Raw genomic sequence first — 22,136 nt, forward strand, 5'->3', positions numbered from 1 at the left:
CCGGACGTAGCGTTCATTCGGTTGATACGGAAAGGACGACATGATGGAACTTGCGGGAAAGCGGGCCGTGGTGACCGGGGGAACGCGCGGGATCGGGGCGGCCGTCGTACGGCAGCTCCTGGACGCCGGCGCCCAGGTGCTCACCACCGCGCGGTCCACGGCGAGCGCGGCGCCCGAGGGGGCCGGTTTCGTCCAGGCCGACGTGCGGACCAGGGCAGGGGCCGAGAGCATCGCGGCCGCCGCGCGTGACGTGCTGGGCGGCGTGGACATCGTGGTGCACAACGCAGGCGGGGCGCAGCCGTACGAGGGGAGCGCCGACATCCCCGACGAAGTGTGGCAGTACGCGCTCGACCTGAACTACCTGGCCTCCGTACGGCTGGACGCGCTGCTCGTGCCCGGCATGCGCGAGCGGCGCTGGGGCGCGATCGTGCACGTCTCGTCGGCCGCCACCCTCGCCCCGGAGGCGCCGTCGTTCCTGCACTACGCGGCGGCCAAGGCGGCGCTGGAGACCTACAGCAGGGGGCTGGCGCTGGAGCTGGCCCCGCACGGCATCAGGGTCAACACCGTCTCGCCCGGCCGGGTCGCCACGCCCGGCGGCGAGCAGACCCGGGCGCGGTGGGCGGAGGTGGCCGCGCGCATGGCCGGAGCCCCGGCCCAGAACGACACCGCCCACGCCGCCACGCCGGTGGGGCGTGACGGCCTGCCCGACGACATCGCGAACGCGGTGCTGTTCCTCATTTCCGAGCGGGCGGGCTATTTGATCGGCCGCAATCTCATCGTCGACGGCGGCGAATTCCCGATGGGCTGAGAGGTAGTCAACGACATGGAATTGCAGGGCAAAATCGCGCTCGTCACCGGCGGCACGTCAGGCATCGGCCTCGCCACCGCCCGGCGGCTGGCCCGTGAGGGCGCCGAGGTCGTCATCAGCGGCCGCGACGGCCGGCGCGGCAAGGACGCCCAACGCGCGGCGCAGGAGGACGGCAGCGTCCGCTACGTCCAGGCCGACATGGCGGACCTGGGCTCGGTCGCCGAGCTGGCCAGGCAGAGCGGGCCGGTGGACATCCTCGTCAACAACGCCGGCATCTTCCCCACCGCCGCCACCCTCGACCAGACCCTGGAGGGGTACGAGGAGATCTTCGCCACGAACGTGCGCGGCCCCTTCTTCCTGGTCGCCGCGCTCGTTCCGCACATGCTCGCCAAAGGCGGGGGCAGCATCGTCAACGTCAGCACGCTCGCGGCGCACCGGGGGTACGCGGGCGCGTCGGTCTACGGCGCGTCCAAGGCGGCGCTGGAGGGGCTGACCAGAACGTGGGCCAAGGAGTTCGGGGACGGAGGCGTCCGGGTCAACGCCGTCTCGCCCGGGCCCGTTCGTACCGAAGGGGTGGTGGCCGCGTACGGGGAGGAGGGCAACGAGCCGGTGGCCCGCGGCCTCGGCATCCCCCGGACGGCCAGGCCGGAGGAGCTGGCCGAGGCCATCTACTTCCTCGCCTCACCGCGTGCCGGCTTCGTCAACGGCACCACGTTCTTCGTGGACCTGGGCGGCGCCGTCTTCTAGCCCTTCCTAAACCAGAGCGCTCGTACGCGACCAGCTCTCCTGCTGCAGCAGCTCCAGCAGGGCCGTCTCCGCCGGGCCCGCGCCGATCCTGAGCCCGGCGATGACCGGCTGCGACACGACCGGTGACACCGGCCGCGCGAGCTGCTCATACCCGTGCGGAACGGCGGAGGCCGGGACGAGCGTCACGCCCAGCCCGTGGGCGGCCCAGCGCACGGCCGTCGCCGTCTGCGTGACACGCGCGACCGTGGAAGGCGCCATCTTGTTGTCCCGCAGCACGTCGCGCAGCACGGCGTCGAGCGCGCTCTCCCGGTCGAACCGGATCCACGGCTCCCCCTCCAGCTCGCGCAGCTCGACCCGGTCCGCGGCGAGCAGGCGGTGCCCGGCGCCCAGCACCACCACGAACTCCTCGTCGCCGAGGTGGTAGGCGTCGGCGCCGCCCTCGTCGCACGTCGAGGCCACCAGCACGAGGTCGAGCACGCCGCGGCGGCCGAGCCGTTCGAGCTCGGCCGGGTTCGGCTCCTCGAAGACGGTGACCTCCAGGAGGGGGAAGCGGCGGCGCAGCTCGGCCAGCGCGCTCGGCAACTGCCGCGCGCCGAGCCCCATCTGCGCCGCGACCAGCAACTCACCGGCCAGCTGCTCGTCCGCCCCGGCCCTCGCCATCGCCCGCGCCCGCCGCGCCGCGGTCACCGCCACCTGCGCCTCCCGCAGGAACGCCCGCCCCGCCACGGTGGGCACCAGGCCGGTCGGCATGCGGGTGAAGAGGGCGACGCCGAGCTCGCGTTCGAGGGTGCGGATCTGCTGGGAGACGGACGGCTGCGCAACCCGCAACACCTCGGCCGCCGCCGTCACCGACCCCTCCTCGGCAACGGCCAGGGCGTACTCGTACTGACGCAGACTCATGATCCCCTCCCACCGCCCGTAATCATGTAAGCGTTGGGTACAACACGGGGGCCGGCGCCTTTAGTCCGGTTAGAGCACGGGCGGGTCGAAGTCGAAGTCGAGCCGCTTGTTCTGCTCCGCCACGATCACATCGGGGTGGCCGCGCCCGAGGACCCGCCTGTAGCGCTGCAGGGTGTCGGTCTTGAGCTCGTCCGCCTCCTGCTGCGCGCCGAGCTGCAGGAGATCGACGACCAGGTTCGCCGCCCCTGCCAAGGTGAGCGGGTGGTCCATACCGAACCGGGCGCGCAGCTTGCCGAGCGTGCTCTCGCCCAGCCGGATGGCCTGCTCGTGCTCGTTCATCGCGGCGAGGTCGCTGGCGAGGTTGATCGCGCACGTGAGAGTGAAGTGGTGATCGCGCGCCAGCCTCCTGTCGAGGCCCTCGCGGGCCGCCCGGTCGAGGTCGACCGCTTCTTCCGTGCGCCCGTTGATCCGCAGCAGCAGCGCGAGGTTGGTGTCGCAGCCGTACTTGAACGGGTGGTCGTCGCCGTACATCTTCTTGAAGCGCGGCGTCAGGTCCTCCAGCAGCTCCAGCGCCTCAGCGACCTCACCGAAGGCCCGTTGTGCGTTGGCCAGGCAGAGTCCGGCGGCCAGGGCGTCGGGGTGGTCCATGCCGGTGTTGCGCACCTGCGTGTCGAAGGTGCGGCGAGCGAGATCCAGCGACTCCTCTACCTTGCCGTCACGCCGCTTGGCGATGGACAGGTCCTTGGCGACACGGAGGGTCCACGGGTGCTCGGGGCCGAGCTGCTCGACGCCGAACTCGTACGCATCCTCGCCGAGGTCGCAGGCCTCACGATATTGGCCCTGCAAGCGAGTGATGCGGGCCAGGCCGTTCCAGGACGACAGGACGTTCAGGCTGCTGACGCCCGCGCTCGCGCGCTGCCGCTCGAAGGTCGTGGTCTGCAGCTCGCTGGCCTTGTCGTACTCGCCGAGCAGCAGGTAGTCGAGCGCGAGGTTGTTCATCGCCCGCAACGTGCGCCGGTGCTCAGGCCCGAAGACGGTCTCGTGGCGGCCCAACGAGTCGAGGTCGTGTTGCAGCGCCGGCTCGAAGTCACCACGGAACCGCAGGTCGGCGCCATGGCTGTTCCGCAGCAGCAGCGTCTCTTCGTGATCTTCGCCGAGCACGTCGCGCATGCGGTTCATCAGCTGCTGGTTGAGCTCGAACGACCCCGCGATGTCCCCCAGCTCTCTGATGATGATCGCCTGGTGGCGTTGGGCGGCCAGGACGCTGTAGTCGTCGGGGCCGCTGTCGGCCTGCCATTGCGCGATGAACAGCTCGACCAGCGTCTGCGCCGACTTGAAGTCGCCGGAGGAGTAGAGATAACGGACGATGCTGAGCGCGAACCGCCGGGTCCGCGCATCGCTGGAGTGATGGACGCCGGCCGGTGAGACGTGTCCGAGCAGGGCGGCGTAGCGGGGCCACGCCGCGTTGTCGTCCGGCTCGAACGACGCCACCGCGGCGGCCAGGAGGAGGTGCGCCTCACCCCGCATGGCGGCGTGCTCTGTCTTGGGGAGGTCGTCACGCAGCAGTGCCTGGATCAGCCGGTGCACCTGGATCGTGCGGTTGCCCGAGTCGATCTTGACGAGCGCGTAGCGGCCCAGCTCGCGGATGACGCGGCTGGTCAGGATGGGGTCGGCGAGGATCTCAGCCAGCTTCGAGCCCTCGGCGTAGTCGGCGGGCAGCCGCTGGAAGAGGTCGCGTGGAATCGGCTCAGGCCCCAGGAACGCGCAGCACCGGAGCACTTCGACCGCCTTCGGCATGCGTGCGGTGAGCTGCTGCACCGACAGCGTCCAGGCCGCCGACATCGACAGCGGATAGTCGGTCGGCTTGTTGGTGCCGAGCAGCCGGGTCGTCTCCTCGTCCAGCAGCCGCAGATATTCCTCGACGGAGATGCCGGTCTCCACCTGCAGGGCGCCCGCCTGCTCCAGAGCGAGCGGCAGGTCTCCCAGCGCCTCGGCCAGCTGATTCGCCTCGGCCTCCGTGATGCCCTGGCCGACCCGCTTGACGAGGAACTCGACGCTCTCCTCACGCGGGAAGACGTTGACGGGCACCGTGGGCACCACGCCCTGCCAACTGTGGTTGCGCGAGGTGATCAGCACGTGACCGGGCCCTCGGGGCGCGATCGTGTTGATCTCCTCGACCTCGTCGGCGTTGTCGAAGATCAGCAACCACTTCTCGTACGGATCGCCGCGCCGCAACGCGTCGAGCGCCGCCTCCGCCGCCTCCTCGACCTTCGCCGAGGCGCTGATCGGCAGCCGCAGCTCGCGCGCGAGCCCCGCCAGCGACGACTTCACCAACATCGGCTGATCAGCGGGGATATACCAGACAAGGTCGTATTCGCTGCGATAGCGATAGGCGTATTCGATGGCCAAAACCGTCTTTCCGACACCGCCCAGCCCATGGAGGGCATGCGGGACGACGGCGGCGACGTTGGACATCAAGCTTTCGTGCAGATTTCGCAACAATTGGGCGCGGCCGGTGAAGTTGTTGTTGCGCTGAGGAACTCGTCCCCAGATGGCAGGCACGCGCGCAGAATCCGGCGAATGGTGCGAAACCGACACAGTACCGCCTCCGCTAGACCGGGCCTTTGAATGAAGCTTAGACGTCACACCGACCTCGGAGAACCCCATGGGCGGGCCGCTCTCGCCACGTCCGCACAGCCGTGGGAGGATGAGGCCGACCTAGCACGACTCATGGACCGAGGAAAGCCCATGACCAGCAGTGAAGCAGAATACGGCGGTGGCCTCATCGACGTGAGCACCTGGAGCTTGACCGACCTTGACAGCCTGCCTCCCGGCCCCTTGGCATACGCCCTGCGCCGGCTGGACGAAGCCGGCTCAGGCCCCGTGGCAGGTTTTCAATCAGCTCTTTGACTTTCACTGGACACGTTCTAGCCTGAACCAAAACAATTATGTGACGGAAGACTTGGGCAGACGAGGTGACGGTCGGGGCGGGTGTGTTGAGGGAGCCGGACTGGGATCGGCTGATCAAGCAACTGAGCCGGGGAGACTGCACACCGCTGCTCGGCGCCGGGGCGAGTTTCGGACGATTACCAACAGGCGGCCAGCTCGCCCAATATTTTGCCGACCGCTACCAATATCCGTTCGCCGACTCGCATGACCTGGCCCGGGTCATGCAATACGCGGCATGGGTGAGCGGCGACACGGTGGAGCTGAAGCACGAGGTCTGCACCTATCTCCAGCAGTACGCGCCGTCCGACGACGTCTGCGACGCCGACCCCCACGCGATGCTGGCGAAATTCCCCATCAAAACATTTCTCACCACCAACTACGACGACTTCATGCTGCGCGCCCTGCACCAGGAGACCGGAGGACGCAAGAAGCCGGTCAGCCAGGTCTGCTCGTGGTGGGACGTCGGGGTGGAGAAGCCGTACATCGAGCAACCGACCGAGGCAGAGCCGCTGATCTACCACCTGCACGGCCGCTGGAACGATCCCCGGTCACTCGTCCTCACCGAGGACGACTACCTCACCTACCTGGGGAACCTCGTGGAGGTGAACGCGTCCGCCGGTTCTCCGCTGCCCAGCACGGTGCTGCACACCATGACCGTCAGCCCGCTGCTCTTCGTCGGCTACAGCCTGCGCGACTGGAATTTCCGGGTGCTGTTCTACGGGCTGCTCAAGACGATGCCGCAGAACATGCGGCGGCGGCACGTCAGCGTACAACTCATGCCGGATCTGAACACCTCCGTCGCGGATGCCGCGGGCCGGGCCCGGGAATACCTCCAGCGATATCTCGACGGCTGGAACATCACGATTTTCATCGGCAGTACCGAGGAGTTCTTCGAAGAACTGCGGAGCAGGATGTGAGGACGGTCGCATGCCAGTGACGGACCCGCAGGTGCAACCGTACGTCGGGCTGCGTCCCTATCGCCGTGACGAGAGCGCGCTGTTCCACGGCCGCGGCCGGGAGGCGCAGGAGGTCGCGACGCTCTGGCAGGCCGCCGGCCTCACCGTGCTCTACGGCGCCTCGGGCGTGGGCAAGACGTCCCTGCTGCACGCCGGAGTGCTGCCGCTGCTGGATCCCGAACATGCCGACGTCCTGCCCGTGGCGCGCATCGCCCCCCGGATGAGCAAGCCCGCGACCCGGGGCGGGAACCCGTACGTCCGCGCCCTGCTGTCGTGCTGGACGGACCGCCGGGACCTCGGGGATCTGACGATCGCGCAGTTCCTGGACGACCGGCCCGAGCAGATGGACCGCTACGGTGACCCCGTACCGATCCTCGCGGCCATCGACCAGGCGGAGGAGATCTTCCACGGCTCGCCGATCCTGGAGAAGGAGCGCAGGGTCTTCCTCGACCAGCTGGCGGAAGCCGTCAAGAAGCACCCCGGCCTGCACGTCCTGCTGGCGCTGCGCGAGGAGTATCTCTTCCTCGTCCTGCCGCACGAGCGCCGCATCGGGCAGGGCTCGCGCAGCCGCTTCCACCTCGAGGCGCTCAGCCCCGAACAGGCCCTGCAGGTCGTGCACGGGCCGCTGCCGCAGACCGGCAGGACGATGACGCCGGAGGCCGCCGAGCTGCTCATCGACGACCTGCGCGAAGTGCACTTCGAGAACGAGGCCGGTGAGACCACCACCATCAAGGTCGACACGGTGGAGCCCATCCAGCTCCAGGTGGTGTGCTCCGCCCTGTGGGAGTCGCTGCCGCCGGAGGTCGTCGAGATCACGGAGGAGCACGCGCTCCTGTACGCCCAGGTGGAGGAGTTCCTCTCGGCCTTCTACCGGCGCACCATGGCCGAGGTGGCCGCCGAGCACGGCCTGCCGGCGAGCAAGCTACGCCTGTGGATGCGCAAGACGTTCATCACCGAGCACGGCACCAGGAACGCCGTCTACGAGGGACTCATCGAGACCGAGGGCATGCCGAACGCGATACCGCGCACCCTTGAGGACCGCCACCTCCTCCGCGCCGAGCAACGGCTCGGCATCCGCTGGTACGAGCTGACCCACGACCGGCTCATCGCCCCCGTCACCAGGTACGAGGCGCCGGAGTCTTACCTGCAGGAGGCCCGCCAGGCGGTGGAGGAACGCGACTGGGACCACGCCCACCACCTCGCCGAGCTGGCCGAGCGCGCCGCCGACGTGGACGAGGCGTGGGTACGCGCCGAGGCGGCGGAGGTCTTCGCCTGGGTGGCGCACGCCCGCGGCGACCTCGGCAGCGCCAGGCGGTATTGCGTGGAGGCGGCCGGAATCTTCTCGGAGTACCAGCGGTTCGACGGCGTGGCCCGCGCGCTGACCAAGGAAGGGCTGCTCTGGCTTGACCAGAACGACTCGGTCCAGGCCATCCAGCGCATCAAGACCGCGCTGGACTACGCACCCAACGACGTGTCCGTCCAGATCGCGCTGGCCAAGGCGCTCCAGCGGTCGAGCACGCCCAAGGCCGCCGAAGCGATCATCAACGGCCTTCCGTCAGATCTTGCCCAGCAAGCGTGGATAACGCTTCACGAACCGGACTGATTCATTATGCTCAACGGCCATGACGCACGTTCCGCGGGCTGGCAGACATTGCCCGAATGGCCGCTGACACTCGACCTGGCTGCGCTGGCGGAAAAGGGGTGGCAGCCGACCCCGTTCAGGCAATTCATCCTGAAGATTCACAGCAGATGTGATCTCGCCTGCAGCTATTGCTACATGTACGAGATGGCCGACCAGAGCTGGCGGTCACGGCCGATGCGCATGGCCCCCGACGTGGTCGACGCGGTGGCGGCGCGCATCGCCGAGCACGTACGCGCTCATGATCTCCCGTCGGTCGAGGTGATCCTGCACGGCGGCGAGCCCCTGCTCGTGCGTCCTGAGGAGATCGACAAGCTGGTCGACACGGTACGCGGCGCGGCCGGCACCGACGTCCTCTTCACCGTGCAGACCAACGGGACCCGGCTGGACCGCACGTACCTGGAGCTCTTCGAGCGGCACCAGGTCGGGGTCGGGGTCAGCCTCGACGGCAGCGAGCAGGACCACGACCGCAACCGCCGCACCGCCGACGGCCGCGGCAGCCACCACAAGGTCGCGGCCGGCCTGCGACTGCTCGCCGAGCCGCCGTTCCAGCACCTGTTCCGCGGCCTGCTCTGCACGATCGACCTGCGCAACGACCCCCTAGAGACGTACCAGGCGCTGCTGGCGTTCGGCCCCCCGGCCGTCGACCTGCTGCTTCCGCACGGCACCTGGTCAGACCCCCCTCCCGGGCTCGACGGCGGCGACCCCGCCACGCCCTACGCCGACTGGCTGATCGCGATCTTCGATCAGTGGTATTCCGCGCCGGCTCAACCAGCCAGGGTGCGTTTGTTCGACGAAATCATCTACCTCCTCATCGGTGGCAGCTCGGTCAGTGAACAGATCGGCCTGTCCCCCGCCGCCATGGTCGTCATCGAGACGGACGGCGAGATCGAGCAGTCGGACTTCCTGAAATCCGCCTACCCGGGCGCGCCCAGCACCGGATTTCACGTCCTGCGCGATTCCTTCGATGACGTTCTGCGGCTGCCGTCCATCGCGGCCCGCCAAATCGGCTGGTCCGCGCTGTCGGACACGTGTAAAGCCTGCGCGGTCGGCCGGGTGTGCGGCGGCGGCCAGTACGCTCATCGCTATCGGCCCGGCAGCGGCTTTCTCAACCCGTCGGTCTACTGCGCCGACCTGCTGCGGCTCATCACTCACATCAAGAACACGATCCAGCGCGATTACCACGCACTGCAGAAGGACCACAGATGAACCTCGCAGAGCACCGCATTCCTGCTGCGGCCTTCGACGAACTGGCTTCGGGCGCCGGCGGAACGGCCACGGTCGAGCAGCTCAAAGCCGCCCAGCGCAGCAAGCACCTTCTCCTGCTGCGGGGCGTGCTCGAAAAGACGCGCAATGCCGGTCATCACAGCTGGCCCGAGGTACGCCGGGCCTACGACCTGCTCGCCGGCATCCAGGCCGCACATCCCGAAGCGGTCAACGCCGTGGTGCACCACCCCGCCGTCGCCGCGTGGGCGCGCCACACCACCAAGACCCTCGACACTCCCGAGCAGATGTCCGCGCTGGCGGCCGCCGCGGCCATCCGCGCCGGCGTCGCGTGCGACCTCGACGTCACCGCGATCGACGGCGTGATCAACCTGCCCTCGCTCGGCCAGTTCGTCGTGGGCCGAAGCGTCACCAGCGCGACCCTGCACTGCTCGGCCGACGGCGTGGAGGTCTCCGCCGAGGGCCTGTTCCTCCAGCTCGGCGACGACGAGCCGAACTGGCGGCCACTGCGCGGCCTGTCCGCGCAGGCCGACGACGAGCGGCTCGACGTCCTCATCGACGATCTCCACCCGCACCGCATGCCCGGGTCCGACGCCCTGCGTGCCCCCCTCACCGAGCAGGAGGCGCGGCTGTGGCAGGACCTCCTCGACGAGGGCTGGGGCCTGCTCGTACGCAACCACCTGCCGGTGGCCAAGCAGGTGTCGGCGGCGATCACCGTCTTCACCCCGCTCGCCCCGCCGCAGGAGGGCATGGGGATGGCCAGCGCCACCTCGCGCGAGACGTTCGGCTGCATCGCCATGTCGACCCCGCCCGACGCCCACGCGCTGGCCGTCACGCTGACCCACGAGACCCAGCACGCCAAGCTGTCGGCGCTGCTCGACGTCGTGCCCCTGACCAAGCCCGACAACGGCCGCCGCTACTACGCGCCGTGGCGTCCCGACCCCCGTCCCGCCTCCGGTCTCCTCCAGGGCACGTACGCCTACGTCGGCGTCACCGACTTCTGGGAACGCCAGCGGCACCTGGAGAGCGGCGAGTCGGCGATCCGGGCGAACGCGGAGTTCGCCAGGTGGCGTTCCGGGGCGCGCCAGGTCGCGGGCACCCTGCTCGACAGCGGCGCGCTGACCATGGAGGGCGAGGTCTTCGTCAGCCGGATGGCGCGCCGGCTCGACGAGTGGGCACGCGAACCCGTACCGGCCGCGGCCGCCGCCCTGGCTGAGGGAGCGGCGGACCGGCATCGTTCGCTGTGGCGCGAGCGCAATCAATGACGTAATTGGAGAATGACACCGCCCACCCGCAATCTTCGCGGTTTAGTATCAAGTGGGAGGTGTCATGCTCCGATCTGCCCGGCGCGTCCTCAAGGATTTACGCGAGCGCAGGAATATCGACGCCTACGTCATCTCCCTGCTCTCCATCGTCTTCGCCGCCCTGACGTTGGTCGGGGACAAGGTAAGTGATCAGTTCAAGTGGGCGGTGTTGCTGGCCGGGGTCGGGGTTCTGGTGCACCAGATCACGTTGCCTCGGGGTGAGGGCCGGCTTTCCGACAGAGCCCTTGAAGACCGGACCGGTTTCGAGCAGACCCCTTTGAAGGATCGGCTGCGGAGCAGCCAGGAAATTTGGATGTTCGCTCCTTCTGGGGTCAACTTCCTGTCCGATGAGAACTGCCGGGCGATCGGCGGGACCGTGCTGAAGCGGCACAACGGAATCGTCAAGATGGTGGTCCTCGACCTCGAGGCGACCGCGGCGTTGGACATCGCCACCCGGCAGCTCGACAATGGGCTGGAATATCCGCTGCAATCACTCGGCGACAGCATCCGCACCACGCAAGGCATGATGGCCGCGATGGCGTCGTGGCAGTCGCCGGGGAGCCGGCAGTTCAAGGTTTTCGGTTATAACCCCGGGTTCAGTTTGGTGGCGTTCAATCCGCTGCAGCGGGACGGGATCATCATCGTGGAGATTCACGGGGTGAGTAATACGTCCACGTCCGGGCGGATGCATCTGGAGCTGACGCGGAAGAATGCGCCGCAGTGGTATTTGTACTGGCTGGAGCAGTTCGACGTGATCTGGCATGCTGCGAAGCCGCTGCCCTTGCCACCCGCGGAGAGCGCCTTGGAGTCCGGAGATCGGCACTGAAGCCACAATTCCGGATATTTCCTGCTATGGGATAAACGCCACTCCCACCGCCGAGAAATTTCGAAGATCTTTTGGGCTTTTGCTGCGTCGTACTTTTGCCAACCCATCAAACTGAAGGCCGTGACGAACGATCTCACCGACGCGCGGGACCGCCTGATCTCGCCCCGCGAGCTTCACCAGGTAGCGGCCCTGCTGAACATGCCGCGTCTCCATGAGAACGCCACCCGTGACGACGACGGCGCTCCCTACAAGAACCACCAGGCGGCCCTGTACGCCGGCATCGCCGAGTGGGCACGGCTGTCGGCCCAGGCGGCCGAACACCTCGGCGCGTCGGAGCAGCCTGAGACGACCGACGAGTTCGCTTACCTCATCGAATACACCGACAGGCACGCCAAAGGCTGGTATCCAGCACCCAGCGAGCAATCCCACGGGATGACCCTGGCCGACCGGGCCGAGACGGTCGCGCAGACCGTACTGACGCGCTACATCGCCCACCTGGCCGACCACCGCGACGACTACGAGCTCTGGCTGGTCGACTCGCTCTCCCTCCGGGCCAGCGTGTGGCACGTGAACACCGCCGAGGCCTACCCCCGCGGCCTCGGCCCCGACCGCCCCTCCTCGCCGTACGCGTTCTCGGACGCGGCCATCCCCCCGCACGCCGTGGAGATCCGCACCCCGACGCAGATCCACCGGGTCATGGACCACCGCATCCCGCCATGGCCCGACACCCTCCTCTGGGAAGCGGAACCAGAGCCCCAGGTCGGCCTCAGCCAGACCTACCTCGCCTCCATCGAACACCGCCGTAACTAGAGACCATGGGACGCCGGTCATCGATGTGCAGCCGGTGCTGGACGCGGGGCGCTAACTCGGTGGTTTCAGGAGGCGTTTGTCTGGTTTGCCACTTGGAGCTGTGGGGACCTCGTCGATCACCGTGATCGTGGCAGGGACGCAGGCGGGGCCCAGACGGTCCTGGACCAGGTCACGTAGTGCCCCGAAGTCGGGGGTGCGGCCGGGGGCGGGGACGATGAAGGCGTGGGGGGCCTCGCCCTTCTCCTCGTCGGGGGCGGCTGTCACGTAGGCCTCCGCCACGTCGGGTGAGGTGGCCAGGGTGCGTTCGATGGGGCCTATGTAGTGCAGCTCGGCGTTGACGATCACCACGTCCCGCGTACGGCCCACCAGGTGCAGGCGGCCGTCGGCGTCGAAGTGGCCGAGGTCGCGAGTGCGGACCCAGCCGTCCACGAACACCTCCGCCGTCTCCTCCGGGGCGCCCCAGTAGCCGATGGCCTGGGTGGGGGTGCGGACGTACAGTTCGCCGGTCTCGCCGGAGGGGTTCCTGATCTCGATGTCGATGGCGTCGGGCGGGACGCCCAAGGACGGAGGCGGGTCGTACGGCGTGGCCAGGGAGATCGAGCCGGTCTCGGTCTGGCCGTAGCCGTGGAAGACGACCGGGCCCAGCACCTCCTGGGCCTCCCGCAGCCGGGCCGCCGGGATCGGGGAGCCCGAGACCACGAGCGCGCGCAGGGTGCTCAGGTCGGACGGTGTGTCGCGCTGGGCGGCCACCAGCTTGTAGAGGCGGGGGACGGTGATGACACTGGCGGTGGCCCGGTGCTTGACGATCGCGTCGGCGAGTGACGAGGGGTCGGCGGCGGCCATGGTGCCGCCCGCGGCCAGGGTGAGGATGCCGTACTCGTACATGACCAGGCTGCTCAGCGTGCCGAAGACGAGGTAGCGCTGCAGGCGGGAGGCCAGCTCCCTGATCGCCGGCGGCCAGGCGGGCGGACGGGCGAACCAGGCGGCGTTCATGGCGGCGTACGTCTGCGCGCACGCCTTCGGCCGGCCGGTGCTGCCGCTGGTGTGGATGAGCCTGGCGACGTCGTCGGGGCGGCCGGACAGCACCAGCGAGCCGTCGTCGGGCGCGTCCAGCAGTTCCCCGAGCGCCAGGTCTCCCCCGCCGGAGGGCTGGTCGGTGACGACGGCGGTGATGTCCTGGCTCAGCACGTGATGGAGGCGGTCGGCGGGCAGTCCGGGCCGTACGCCGACGACGCGGGCGCCCACCACGTACCCCGCGATGATCGCCGCGAACGCCTCAGGCGTGACGCCGAGCCGCATCGCCACCCCGTCGCCGGGCCCGAGCCCTGCGGTGCGCAGGCCCGCCGCGCACCGGCGAATCAGGCCGAGCATCCGCGCGCCGGAGACCGTCCGGTTCTCGTGCTCGAACACGGGACGGTCCCCGGCGGCGGCCAGCACGTCCAGAACGGGCCTGGGGTACGGGTCAGCCGGCATCGGCCAGGCACTCCTTGGCGAAGGCGGTCAGCGGCTGCCGGTGCACGACCGGCAGGTCCCACTCGTTCTCCAGGTTCTCGGCCAGGTGGTGGACGGCCGTCAGCGTGCCGTCGCGGTAGTAGCGCACGACCGGGTGCAGGTAGCTGGCGTCGTGGGCGTTCTCGTAGTCGTTCTCGGCGACGCGCGGGATCGAGATGTCGAACGGGTCCACGGTGTCGTGGTCGGCGCCGTATTCGAGGGTGACGACGAAGCGGTGCCTGGCCGGGCCGAGGCCGCCGTCGGCGACGTACGCCACCGGCACCTCCTCCTGGTACAGCCCGGAGCCGTTGACGGTGACGACGTCCCCGAGCACGGCGAACTGCTGCCACAGCGCCGACGACCGGTTGACCCGCTCGATGATGGCGTCGCTGATCGCGTCCGGGCTGGGCTCGAGCTCCTGAGCGGGCCAGGCGCCGCCGTGGTAGCGGCTGGTGAGGATGCGGTGCAGGGCGCGCGCGCCGTACCGGAAGCCGTGGATGAAGCCGCTGGTCGCCTTCTTGAAGTCGCGCTGCTGGGTGAGCGTGCCGGCGAAGTACAGGCCGGGGACGTTGACGGACTCGTACGCGGAGGTCTGCTCGGGGAAGCGGTCGTCGATGACCAGCGCGGGCCGGCAGGAGTCGTCGAACACCGAGGCGTCGAACCGGAACCCGGTGCACGCGATCACCCGGTCGTAGTGCAGCTCGCGCAGCGCCTCCACGGTACGCGCGTAGCGGAAGACGACCCGGTAGCGGCCGTCGTCGAGGCGTTCGATGCTCTGCACGGTGCCGTCGAGCACGGAGTTCTGGGACTTGAGCTGGTAGCTGTCGAGGAAGTTGTTGTTGACCGCGCGCAGGTGGCCGACGTAGTGGGACTGCCAGGCCATCCTGACCGAGTGCGGCCCGGCGACGTGGATGACGGCGGCCTTGGCCATGAGCGCGTCAGCGGTCTCGAAGCCCGAGTTGCCCTTGCCGATGATGAGCACCCGCTGACCGGTGAAGGACGCGGGGTCGGTGTCGAACGTGTCGTACCGTTCCGCGGTCTCGATGCCGGGGATGGGCGGCACGTTGAGCTGGGAGACGCCGGTGGCCATGATGAGGCGGCGGCTCTGCCAGGTGTGTCCCGCGGCGTCGGTGACGGTGAAGCCGTCGTCGCCGCGCCCGATGCGGACGACGTCGACGCCGTAACGTACCCGCACGCCGGTCTTCGCCGCGAAGTCGGCGAGGTAGCGGAGGAGGTCGTCGGCCTGCGGGAAGTACTCCTCGCTGTAGCGGGTGAACAGCAGGTCGGGGTCGTCGCTCAGCAGCGAGTTCCAGTCCATCCGCAGCCGCTGCTCGGGGTCGGCGTACCCGGTGTGCACCTTGTTGATGGAGATGAGCTGGCGGTGCCGCGGGAACCGGGTGAAGAACGTGCCGGGCCCGGGCCCGCGTTCGAGGACGACATAGTCATGACCGTGGCGTTCCAGCTGTGCGGCGAGCTGTAGCCCGGCCGGTCCGGCTCCGATGATCACGTAATCATGCGCCATGACCTGGAAGCTAGGGACGAATTCTCAGAGGATTCTGAGAATTACCGCCTTATCGTCCGGACATGCGCGACATCGAACTCACCGCCCCGCTGTGTCCCGCCGATCTCCGCCGCGCCGCGGCTCCCGTGTCCGTCGTGGTGGACGCGAGCGTACGGGGCCGGGTCGAGCGCGGCCGTGGCCACCTGCGCGAGGTGCTGAAGGAGGAGGACCGCCCGGTTTACGGGGCGACGACCGGGTTCGGGGCGCTGGTCGGGTTCGCCGGGCGGGAGGACGAGGCCGACCAGTGCGACAACACGCTCGCCCACCTCGGCGCGGGACAGGGCCCCGACCTGCCGCTCGACGTGGCCAGGGCGGCGCTGCTGGTCCGCGTGTGGTCGCTGGCCCAGGGCCTGTCCGGGGTGTCGGCGCACGTGGTGGACGGGCTGGCGGCGATGTTCGGGACGACGTTCGTCCCGGCGGTCCCGCGCTACGGCTCGGTCGGCGCGAGCGGCGACCTGATCCCGCTGGCCTACGCCACGCAGGCGCTGCGCGGCCGGGGGCACGCGTACGTGGAAGGCCGGCGCGTACCCGCCGCCGACGCGCTGCGCGAAGCCGGGCTGAGCCCGCTGGGTTTGGACGGCAGGGACGCGCTCGCCCTGGTCAACGGCACCTCGCTCACCACCGCCGCGACTGCGCTCGCGCTGGAGAGCGTGCGGGCCGCGCACCGGGCCGTCCAGACGCTGACGTGCCTGCTGGCCGACCTGCTCGGGTGCGACCCCCAGTTCCTCGATGCGCGGCTGCTGGACGCGTACGGGCATCGCGGCGCGGCGGACGTCGCCGACGGCATGCGCAAGACCCTGGCCGGGGTGCGCCCTTCGGGGACGCGGGCGCTGCAGGAGCCGTACAGCATCCGCTGCTCGCCGCAGCTGCTCGGCGCGGCCGAGGACGCGTTGCGGTACGTGGACGGCGTCGTCGCGGCCGACCTGTCGAGCGTCTCCGACAACCCGCTGTTCTTCCCCGACGACGATCTCGTGGTGCACGGCGGCAACTTCTTCGGCCAGCCGGCCGCGTTCGCCTCCGACGTGCTGGCCATGGTCGTCGCGCAGCTCGGCAACCTCGCGGAACGGCAGCTCGACCTGCTCGTCGATCCGGCGCGCAACGGCGGGCTGCCGCCGATGCTGGCCGCCGGGCCCGGGCGGCAGCACGGCATGCAGGGCGTGCAGCTCGCGACGACGGCGTTCGTCGCCGAGCTGCGGCGTGCGGCGGTGCCGGCCGGCATGCAGAGCCTGCCGACGAACCTGCACAACCAGGACGTGGTGCCCTTCGGGACGCAGGCGGCGCTGCGGGCGTACGACATGGCGGGGCTGCTGCGGCTGCTGTGCGGCTCGCTGGCCGTGGGGCTGCGGCAGGCCGCGCACGTCGGCGCGCGCCGGCCGACCGCCCCGGCCTGCGCGGAGCTGCTCGACGCGCTGGCCGAGGCGATCCCGCCGATCGACCCGGACCGGCCGCTGGACGCCGACGTCCGGGCGGCCGCCGACCTGCTTACCGGGGCGTCCATGTCGGTAAAGTGACGGAATGGCAGGTGAGCAGCAGCCGAGCGCGCGGGTCGACAGCTGGATCTGGGCGGTGCGGCTGACCAAGACCCGGTCGGTCGCGGCCGACGCCTGCCGGGGCGGTCACGTGCGGGTCAACGACGTACGCGTCAAACCGGCCCACGCGATCCGTCCCGGCGACGAGGTGCGGCTGCGGCACGACGGCCGCGAGCGGATCGTCGTCGTCTCCAAGATCATCAGCAAGCGGGTGGGCGCGGCGGTGGCCGCCGAGTGCTACGTCGACAAGAGCCCTCCCCCGCCGCCGCGCGAGGAGGCCGTGACGGTCGCCGTACGCGCGCGGGGCGCGGGCCGTCCCACCAAGCGCGAGCGCCGCAGCATCGAGAAGCTGCTGGGACGGCGGGACTAGCGGGTCGCCCTGGGGCGGTTCCACCACAGCGACAGCGCCAGGGCGGAGCCGACGAGCAGCGCCCCGCCGGCCGCGAAGCCGGCGGCGGTGTCCACCTTCTCGCGGACGACGGTGAACGCGCCGGGCAGCGAGTCGAGGGCGGTCTCCAGCTCGTCGGCGTTCTCGGCGCGGTGGTACGAGCCGCCGGTCGTCTCGGCGATCTGCTTGAGGGCCGGCTCGTCGATCATGCGGACATTGCGGCCGCGGTCGAAGCCGCCCCCGCCCCAGCCGCCCCACGAGCCGAAGCCACGGCCGTCGAACTGCGAGTTCTCGCACACCATGGGTGACGGCGTGGTGGTGCCGAAGCCGATCGGGAAGACGCGGACGTGCCGCAGGGCCGCTTCCTGGGCGGCGGTCTGCGGATCGACGCCCTGGGTGTTGGCGCCGTCGGTGAGCACGACGATCGCGGCGGCGGCGTAACCCGCGTCGCCCGCGTCGCCGGCGGGCGGGGTCGCGCCGGTGGGGGCGACGGACGGGTCCACCTCGGCGATCGCGTCGATCGAGGCCAGCATGGCCTGGCCGATGGCGGTGCCGCGGGCGGTGGTGAGGTCGTCCATCGCCTTGATCAGCGCGTCGGTGTCGTCGGTCGGCGGGACGAGCAGGCCCGCGGTGCCGGCGAACGTCACCAGCCCGATGCGCGGCCCGCCGCGCTGCGACTCGATGAACTCGGCGGCCGCCTTCTTGGCGGCGGTCAGGCGGTTGGGCTCCACGTCCGTCGAGCACATGGAGCCCGAGGTGTCGAGGGCCAGCAGGATCGTCGCCGACCGCTGCGCCACCGGCACCTCCGCCTGCGGCCTCGCTGCCCCGACCGCGAGCAGCGCGAGGCCCGCGACGAACAGGGCCGGCGGGATCTTCCTGATCCACCGCGTACGCCCCGGCACGGCGGTGCGGACCAGCGCGATCGACGTCACGCGGACGGCGGCCCGCCGTCGGCGGCGCAGCGCCCACCAGCGCACGGCGAAGATGAGCGGGATGACCAGCGCGAACAGCAGGGCCCACGGCCATGAGAACGTCACTCAGACCACCTGCCAGGGCGTCCGGTTCATGAGCATTCAGATCACCTGCCAGGACGTCCGGTTCATGAGCATTCAGATCACCCGTCCAGAGCGGAGCACGGTGAGCGCCGCTCCCGCGGTGAGCAGCGCGAGGGCGAGCCAGATCAGCCCGCCGGCGAGAGGCAGCGGCTCGTCGGAGACGGTGAGCCGCAGGTCGATGGTGTCGGCGACGCCGTCGAGCAGGGCGGCGTCGGAGGCGGGGTGGTAGTCGCCGCCGGTCGTCTGCGCGATCTTGGTCAGCGTCTCCTCGTCCAGCGAGGTCTGCAGGTTGTAGCCGTCCACCTTGACCGTCGCGCCCGCCGTGGTGCCGACGCCGACCGTGTGCACCTGGACGCCGGCCGTCTGCGCCACCTCGGCGGCCTTGTCGAGGCCCTGGCCCTGGTTCTGGCCGTCGGAGAACACCACGATCGTCGCCGACGGCCAGTAACCGATGTCCGGTACCTTCCCCTCCTTGTCGATCGTCACCTGCTCGCCGCTGATCGCCGTCAGCGAGACCGCGATGGCCGCGCCCAGCGAGGTGCCGCCGGCGACCTTCAGCCGGTCGATGGCCTTGAGCGCCTTGGCGTGGTCGGCGTCGGGGCGGGCCGTCGTCAGCGCGCCCCGCTCGAACGCGACGACTCCGATGTCCACGCTGTCCGGCTGGGCCGCCACGAACGCGCGGGCCGCCCGTTGCGCCGCCGCCAGCCTGGTGGGGGCCACGTCGTCGGCGCCCATGCTGTTGGAGACGTCGATGGCGAGGATGACCGTCCCCGCCGTACGCGGCACCGGCACCATGGCCGTCGGCCCCGCGGTGGCGATCGCGAGCACCGCGACGCCGGCGATCGTCAGCCCGGCGCCGAACGACGTACGCCTGCCTCCGGCCAGGGCGACCCCTGCGGCGGCGAGCGCCGCTTTGCGGCGGCGCCCCGACACGACGACCGCCCAGCCGAGCGCCACCGTCACCAGCAACCCGACGACCAGCGACAACGGCGAGGACAGCGTCATGACACCTCCTCCACCGGTGCCGCGGGGCCGGTCATGAGCGCCGGTCCCTGGTTTTGGCGACGACCTCGACGAGGGTCTCGGCCAGGTCGCGTTCGGTCTCCACGCGGTGCACGGGGACGCCCGCGCGGCGCATGCCCGCGGTGAGGCCGGCGTCGCGGGTCGCCACTGCCTCGCGGAAGCGGACGCGGAGCAGGGGGTCGGCGGAGTCCACGACGAGTTGCTCGCCGGTCTCGGCGTCCTCGACCACGATCAGGCCGGCCTCAGGAAGGACGTCGTCGGCGGTGTCCACGATGCGCAGGGCGACCACCTCGTGGCGGCGGGCCAGGCGCTGGAGTGAGCGTTCCCAGTCGCCTTCGCCGATGAAGTCCGACAGGACGAGGATGAGGGCGCGGCGCCGGGCCAGCCGTCCGGCCGCGTCCAGCATCTCGGCCAGGTCAGTGGTCGCGCCGCCGCTCCGCCCGCCGCCGCGACGTCCGCCGCCGCGACGTCCGCCGCCGCGACGTCCGTCGGAGGCGCGTTCTGCGGTGCGGTCGAGTTCGGCGGCGATGCGGAGGGCGTGTCTGCGGGACGTGCCGGGTGGCACGACGCGCAGCATCCCCGTGTCGTACAACAGCGCCCCCACCCGGTTCCCGCCCCGCCCGAACAGCCGGGCGAGGACCAGCGCCAGCTCGGCGAGCACGTCGTGCTTGGCTCGTCCGGGCCGGCCCGCCGCCATCGAGGCCGACCGGTCGAGCACGAGCCACACGGTCAGCTCGCGGTCCTCGGTGAACACCCGCAGGTGCGGCTCGTCCAGCCGCGCGGTCACGTTCCAGTCGATGTGGCGGGCGTCGTCGCCCTCCATGTACGCCCGCAGCCCCGTGAAGTCGATCCCGGAGCCCCGGTACGTGGTGCGGTGTGCCCCCTGGAGCCGGCCGTCGAGCCTGCGGACGACCTTCCACTCCAGGCGGAGCAGGAGTTTCTCTGGGGCGGTTGCCATGGCGGGTCAGCGGTTCTGCAGGACGACGTCGGGCGCGCGGACGGCTCCGAGCACTCTGGTGACGATCGTGTCGGGGTCGATGTCGTCGGCGAGCGCCTCGTACGACAGGACGAGGCGGTGCCGCAGCACGTCGAGGGCGAGTTCGGCGAGGTCGTGCGGCAGGACGTAGTCCCGCCCGCGCAGGAACGCCAGTGCCCTGGCCCCGGTGACGAGCGCGATGGAGGCCCGGGGGCTGGCGCCGTGGGTGACGTACCGTTCCAGCTCGCCGAGCCCGGCCGTCGCCGGGGAGCGGGTGGCGGTGACCACGCGGACCGCGTAGTCGACGATCGCCGGGTCGACGTACACCTGCCGGGCGCGTTCCCGCATGGCCATCAGGTCGCCGGTGGTCAGCATCGGCTGCGGCGGCTCGGGCGGGCGCAGCGCCCGCGCGACGATCGCCTGCTCCTCGGCCTGGGCCGGGTAGTCGACGATCACCTTCATCATGAACCGGTCGACCTGCGCCTCGGGCAGCGGGTACGTGCCCTCCGACTCGATCGGGTTCTCCGTCGCCATGACCAGGAACGGCTCGGGCACCCGGAACGTCTCACGCCCGATCGTCACCTGGTGCTCCTGCATGACCTCCAGCAGGGCGCTCTGCACCTTGGCGGGGGCGCGGTTGATCTCGTCGGCCAGCAGCAGGTTCGCGAACACGGGGCCGAGCTCGGTCTTGAACTCGCCGGAATGCTGGTGGTAGACGCGGGTGCCGACGAGGTCGGCGGGCACCAGGTCGGGGGTGAACTGCACGCGCTGGAAGCTGCCGTCGATGGCGGCGGCGAGCGAGCGTACGGCGAGGGTCTTGGCCAGGCCAGGCACGCCCTCGACCAGCAGGTGGCCGTCGGCGACCAGCGCCACGGCCATGCGTTCGAGCAGCACGTCCTGTCCGACGATCGTACGTTTGACCTCGAACAGCACCTGTTCGAGCGGGTGGGCCTGGCCCGGCTCCATCGGGGTCATGGGGTCCCTTCGCGTCATATCTGCAGTCCTTGGCCGGGCGGGCCGTCGCCGTCGTCGCCGCCGAGTGCGGCGCCGATCGGCACCGCGAACGCGATCCCGGCGAACGCCTCGTCGCCTCCAGGGTCGGCGATCGAGACGACGATGCCGATCACCAGGCCGCGGGCGTCGAGGAGGGGGCCGCCGGAGCTGCCCGGGTTGACGGAGGCGTCGAACTGGATGAGCCCGTTCAGGTCGCCGTCGTCGGAGGTGCGGTCGGCGGTCCTGTTCAGGCCGGAGACGACGCCGGTGGAGACGCTGTACGTCAGGCCGAGCGGGTTGCCGATCGCGATCACGGGCGCGCCGACGGTCACGCCGCCGCCGAGCGTCGCGGGGACGAGGATCTCGGGCAGCTTCGCGGGCTTGAGCGTGGCGACGTCGCGCTTCGGGTTCTCCGACGTGACCGCCGCCTTGGCCTTGGTGCCGTCCGCGAAGCGGAGTGTGACCTCTTTCGCGCCCTTGATGACGTGGTGCGCGGTCAGGATCGTGCCGTCGTCGGCCGCGATCACTCCCGTGCCGAATGATGTGCCCGCCTGGACGACCACCACTGACGGGCCGACGCGTTCGAAGACGTCGGACACGGTCAGGGTGGCGCTTGGTGACGGTGTCGGGCTGGGGCTCGGCGCGGCCTGCTCGGCTCCGCCCGTGACGCTGCCCAGCGCGTACGCCAGGACCGCGACGACCAGCAGCGCCGCACCTGCGGCGACGATCCACCGGACGCGTTTCCCGGCCCCGGCCCCCTGGGCTGCCTGTTCCGCCTGCGCCCCGTTGACGTCGGTGGCCGCACGGTCCGCCTGCGGCACACGCTCCATCGCCCCATAGTCATAAATCTCAGGCGAAAGTGCTACAAACTTCGCCTGAGAACTTCATGAGAACCACCTCCTGGTTAGGCGACTTCCGTAGGGGTAGGCGTCGGCCCCGTAGAGGACGCGCGGCGAG

At 70.3% G+C, this 22,136-nt stretch carries 20 protein-coding genes; 11 read left to right on the forward strand and 9 right to left on the reverse strand.

Annotated features, from left to right (window positions below; all coding sequences use genetic code 11):
- Positions 1-40: 40 nt before the first annotated feature.
- Positions 41-808 (forward strand): oxidoreductase, encoded by a 768-nt coding sequence (locus tag ACFFR3_RS18185; protein WP_345390820.1) that lies wholly within the window; start codon positions 41-43, stop codon positions 806-808.
- 15 nt (positions 809-823) lie between these two features.
- Entirely contained in the window at positions 824-1,555 is a 732-nt protein-coding gene (locus ACFFR3_RS18190; RefSeq protein WP_364377268.1) for an SDR family NAD(P)-dependent oxidoreductase, read from the forward strand.
- 6 nt (positions 1,556-1,561) lie between these two features.
- On the opposite strand, the gene ACFFR3_RS18195 is transcribed toward ACFFR3_RS18190, so the two are convergent.
- Together ACFFR3_RS18195 and fxsT are read right to left on the reverse strand one after the other, a co-directional pair.
- Positions 1,562-2,455, reverse strand: coding sequence for a LysR family transcriptional regulator (locus ACFFR3_RS18195; protein WP_345390823.1), 894 nt, complete (start codon positions 2,453-2,455; stop codon positions 1,562-1,564).
- 69 nt (positions 2,456-2,524) lie between these two features.
- On the reverse strand, positions 2,525-5,101 hold the full coding sequence (gene fxsT, locus ACFFR3_RS18200) for an FxSxx-COOH system tetratricopeptide repeat protein (RefSeq protein WP_364377270.1): 2,577 nt from the start codon (positions 5,099-5,101) through the stop codon (positions 2,525-2,527).
- 102 nt (positions 5,102-5,203) lie between these two features.
- Between fxsT and ACFFR3_RS18205 the strand changes: the two genes are divergently transcribed.
- The 7 genes from ACFFR3_RS18205 (at position 5,204) to ACFFR3_RS18235 (ending at position 12,163) form a co-directional block, all read left to right on the forward strand.
- Entirely contained in the window at positions 5,204-5,365 is a 162-nt protein-coding gene (locus ACFFR3_RS18205) for an FxSxx-COOH-like cyclophane-containing RiPP peptide (RefSeq protein ID WP_345390832.1), read from the forward strand.
- A gap of 83 nt (positions 5,366-5,448) precedes the next feature.
- Complete coding sequence (locus ACFFR3_RS18210; protein WP_379483482.1) at positions 5,449-6,321, forward strand: SIR2 family NAD-dependent protein deacylase; 873 nt, start codon at positions 5,449-5,451, stop codon at positions 6,319-6,321.
- A 10-nt stretch (positions 6,322-6,331) separates the two neighbouring features.
- A complete protein-coding gene (locus ACFFR3_RS18215) occupies positions 6,332-7,963 on the forward strand; it encodes an nSTAND1 domain-containing NTPase (protein WP_379483483.1) in 1,632 nt (543 codons plus the stop codon).
- 6 nt (positions 7,964-7,969) lie between these two features.
- Entirely contained in the window at positions 7,970-9,208 is a 1,239-nt protein-coding gene (locus ACFFR3_RS18220; RefSeq protein WP_379483484.1) for an FxsB family cyclophane-forming radical SAM/SPASM peptide maturase, read from the forward strand.
- Positions 9,205-10,488 (forward strand): HEXXH motif domain-containing protein, encoded by a 1,284-nt coding sequence (locus ACFFR3_RS18225; protein WP_364377279.1) that lies wholly within the window; start codon positions 9,205-9,207, stop codon positions 10,486-10,488. Before ACFFR3_RS18220 ends, ACFFR3_RS18225 begins: the two co-directional genes overlap by 4 nt.
- Positions 10,489-10,552: 64 nt before the next feature.
- A complete protein-coding gene (locus ACFFR3_RS18230; protein ID WP_379483485.1) occupies positions 10,553-11,353 on the forward strand; it encodes a hypothetical protein in 801 nt (266 codons plus the stop codon).
- 120 nt (positions 11,354-11,473) lie between these two features.
- Entirely contained in the window at positions 11,474-12,163 is a 690-nt protein-coding gene (locus ACFFR3_RS18235) for a hypothetical protein (RefSeq protein ID WP_345390859.1), read from the forward strand.
- A gap of 51 nt (positions 12,164-12,214) precedes the next feature.
- Here ACFFR3_RS18235 and ACFFR3_RS18240 read toward each other — a convergent pair whose 3' ends face one another.
- Positions 12,215-13,636: a class I adenylate-forming enzyme family protein gene (locus tag ACFFR3_RS18240; RefSeq protein ID WP_379483486.1), complete on the reverse strand. Its 1,422-nt coding sequence runs from the start codon at positions 13,634-13,636 to the stop codon at positions 12,215-12,217.
- Entirely contained in the window at positions 13,626-15,176 is a 1,551-nt protein-coding gene (locus ACFFR3_RS18245) for an NAD(P)-binding domain-containing protein (RefSeq protein WP_345390869.1), read from the reverse strand. Before ACFFR3_RS18245 ends, ACFFR3_RS18240 begins: the two co-directional genes overlap by 11 nt.
- 62 nt (positions 15,177-15,238) lie before the next feature.
- Between ACFFR3_RS18245 and ACFFR3_RS18250 the strand changes: the two genes are divergently transcribed.
- Complete coding sequence (locus tag ACFFR3_RS18250; RefSeq protein ID WP_379483487.1) at positions 15,239-16,726, forward strand: aromatic amino acid ammonia-lyase; 1,488 nt, start codon at positions 15,239-15,241, stop codon at positions 16,724-16,726.
- A gap of 4 nt (positions 16,727-16,730) precedes the next feature.
- Positions 16,731-17,114 carry an Hsp15 family ribosome-associated heat shock protein gene (locus ACFFR3_RS18255; protein ID WP_345390874.1) on the forward strand — a complete coding sequence of 128 codons (384 nt, stop codon included), beginning with the start codon at positions 16,731-16,733 and terminating at the stop codon, positions 17,112-17,114.
- On the opposite strand, the gene ACFFR3_RS18260 is transcribed toward ACFFR3_RS18255, so the two are convergent.
- From ACFFR3_RS18260 to ACFFR3_RS18280, 5 genes are all read right to left on the reverse strand, one after another.
- Complete coding sequence (locus tag ACFFR3_RS18260; protein WP_364377289.1) at positions 17,111-18,169, reverse strand: VWA domain-containing protein; 1,059 nt, start codon at positions 18,167-18,169, stop codon at positions 17,111-17,113. The genes ACFFR3_RS18255 and ACFFR3_RS18260 overlap by 4 nt on opposite strands.
- Positions 18,170-18,241: 72 nt before the next feature.
- Positions 18,242-19,192 carry a VWA domain-containing protein gene (locus ACFFR3_RS18265; protein WP_379483488.1) on the reverse strand — a complete coding sequence of 317 codons (951 nt, stop codon included), beginning with the start codon at positions 19,190-19,192 and terminating at the stop codon, positions 18,242-18,244.
- Between the two features lie 31 nt (positions 19,193-19,223).
- Complete coding sequence (locus ACFFR3_RS18270) at positions 19,224-20,168, reverse strand: DUF58 domain-containing protein (protein WP_364377293.1); 945 nt, start codon at positions 20,166-20,168, stop codon at positions 19,224-19,226.
- A 6-nt stretch (positions 20,169-20,174) separates the two neighbouring features.
- Positions 20,175-21,179, reverse strand: a complete 1,005-nt coding sequence (locus tag ACFFR3_RS18275; protein WP_379483489.1) for an AAA family ATPase — start codon at positions 21,177-21,179, stop codon at positions 20,175-20,177.
- Complete coding sequence (locus ACFFR3_RS18280) at positions 21,176-22,009, reverse strand: S1C family serine protease (RefSeq protein WP_379483490.1); 834 nt, start codon at positions 22,007-22,009, stop codon at positions 21,176-21,178. The genes ACFFR3_RS18275 and ACFFR3_RS18280 overlap by 4 nt, the downstream gene beginning before the upstream one ends.
- Between the last annotated feature and the right edge of the window lie 127 nt (positions 22,010-22,136).

The sequence above is a fragment of the Nonomuraea salmonea genome (assembly GCF_042428605.1).
GTDB lineage: Bacteria > Actinomycetota > Actinomycetes > Streptosporangiales > Streptosporangiaceae > Nonomuraea > Nonomuraea salmonea.